Below are 421 nucleotides of genomic sequence, written 5' to 3'. Positions count from 1 at the left end.
GATGTCAGTGAGCGCGTTTTGGTAATGGCCGAATCGTTCGTCAATCCGCCACTCCGCGGCGTCACGCTCTTGGAGCCGTTTCAGCGTCGTGAACATCTCTTTGCGAAGGTGGCGAGCGCGACCACCGTTGATGAGCAGTGGGTCAGTCGGAGTGCCCTGCTCGCAGGCACAGCCCGCGAGCAGGTGTGCTTCGCCAATGTCGAAGCCGACTAGTGTTACATCGTCGTCGGTCGGTTCGTAGTCGGGTTCTTCGACCGGGAACTCGATGGTGACGTGGAGCGTCCACGACGTGCGGTGGCGTTGCAGTCGGAGTTGGCCCGCTGATGCGTCCCCGTGTACGAGGTCGTGCCACAGACCTTCTTGTTCGGGGTTGATACGAAGCGGTATCCAGAAATTCGTCCCGCGGCCGGGTTGTGGTGCC

1 pseudogene is annotated in these 421 nt (G+C 61.3%); it reads right to left on the bottom strand.

The features are described from left to right. A pseudogene (locus C476_RS13760) lies at positions 1-421 on the bottom strand (RNA-guided endonuclease TnpB family protein); the annotation flags it as partial.

Origin of the sequence: Natrinema limicola JCM 13563 (genome assembly GCF_000337475.1) — an archaeon.
In the GTDB taxonomy this organism is placed as follows: Archaea; Halobacteriota; Halobacteria; order Halobacteriales; family Natrialbaceae; genus Natrinema; species Natrinema limicola.
The sequence above is the reverse complement of the archived record's forward strand: the minus strand, read 5'-3'. Positions and strand labels throughout refer to the sequence as shown.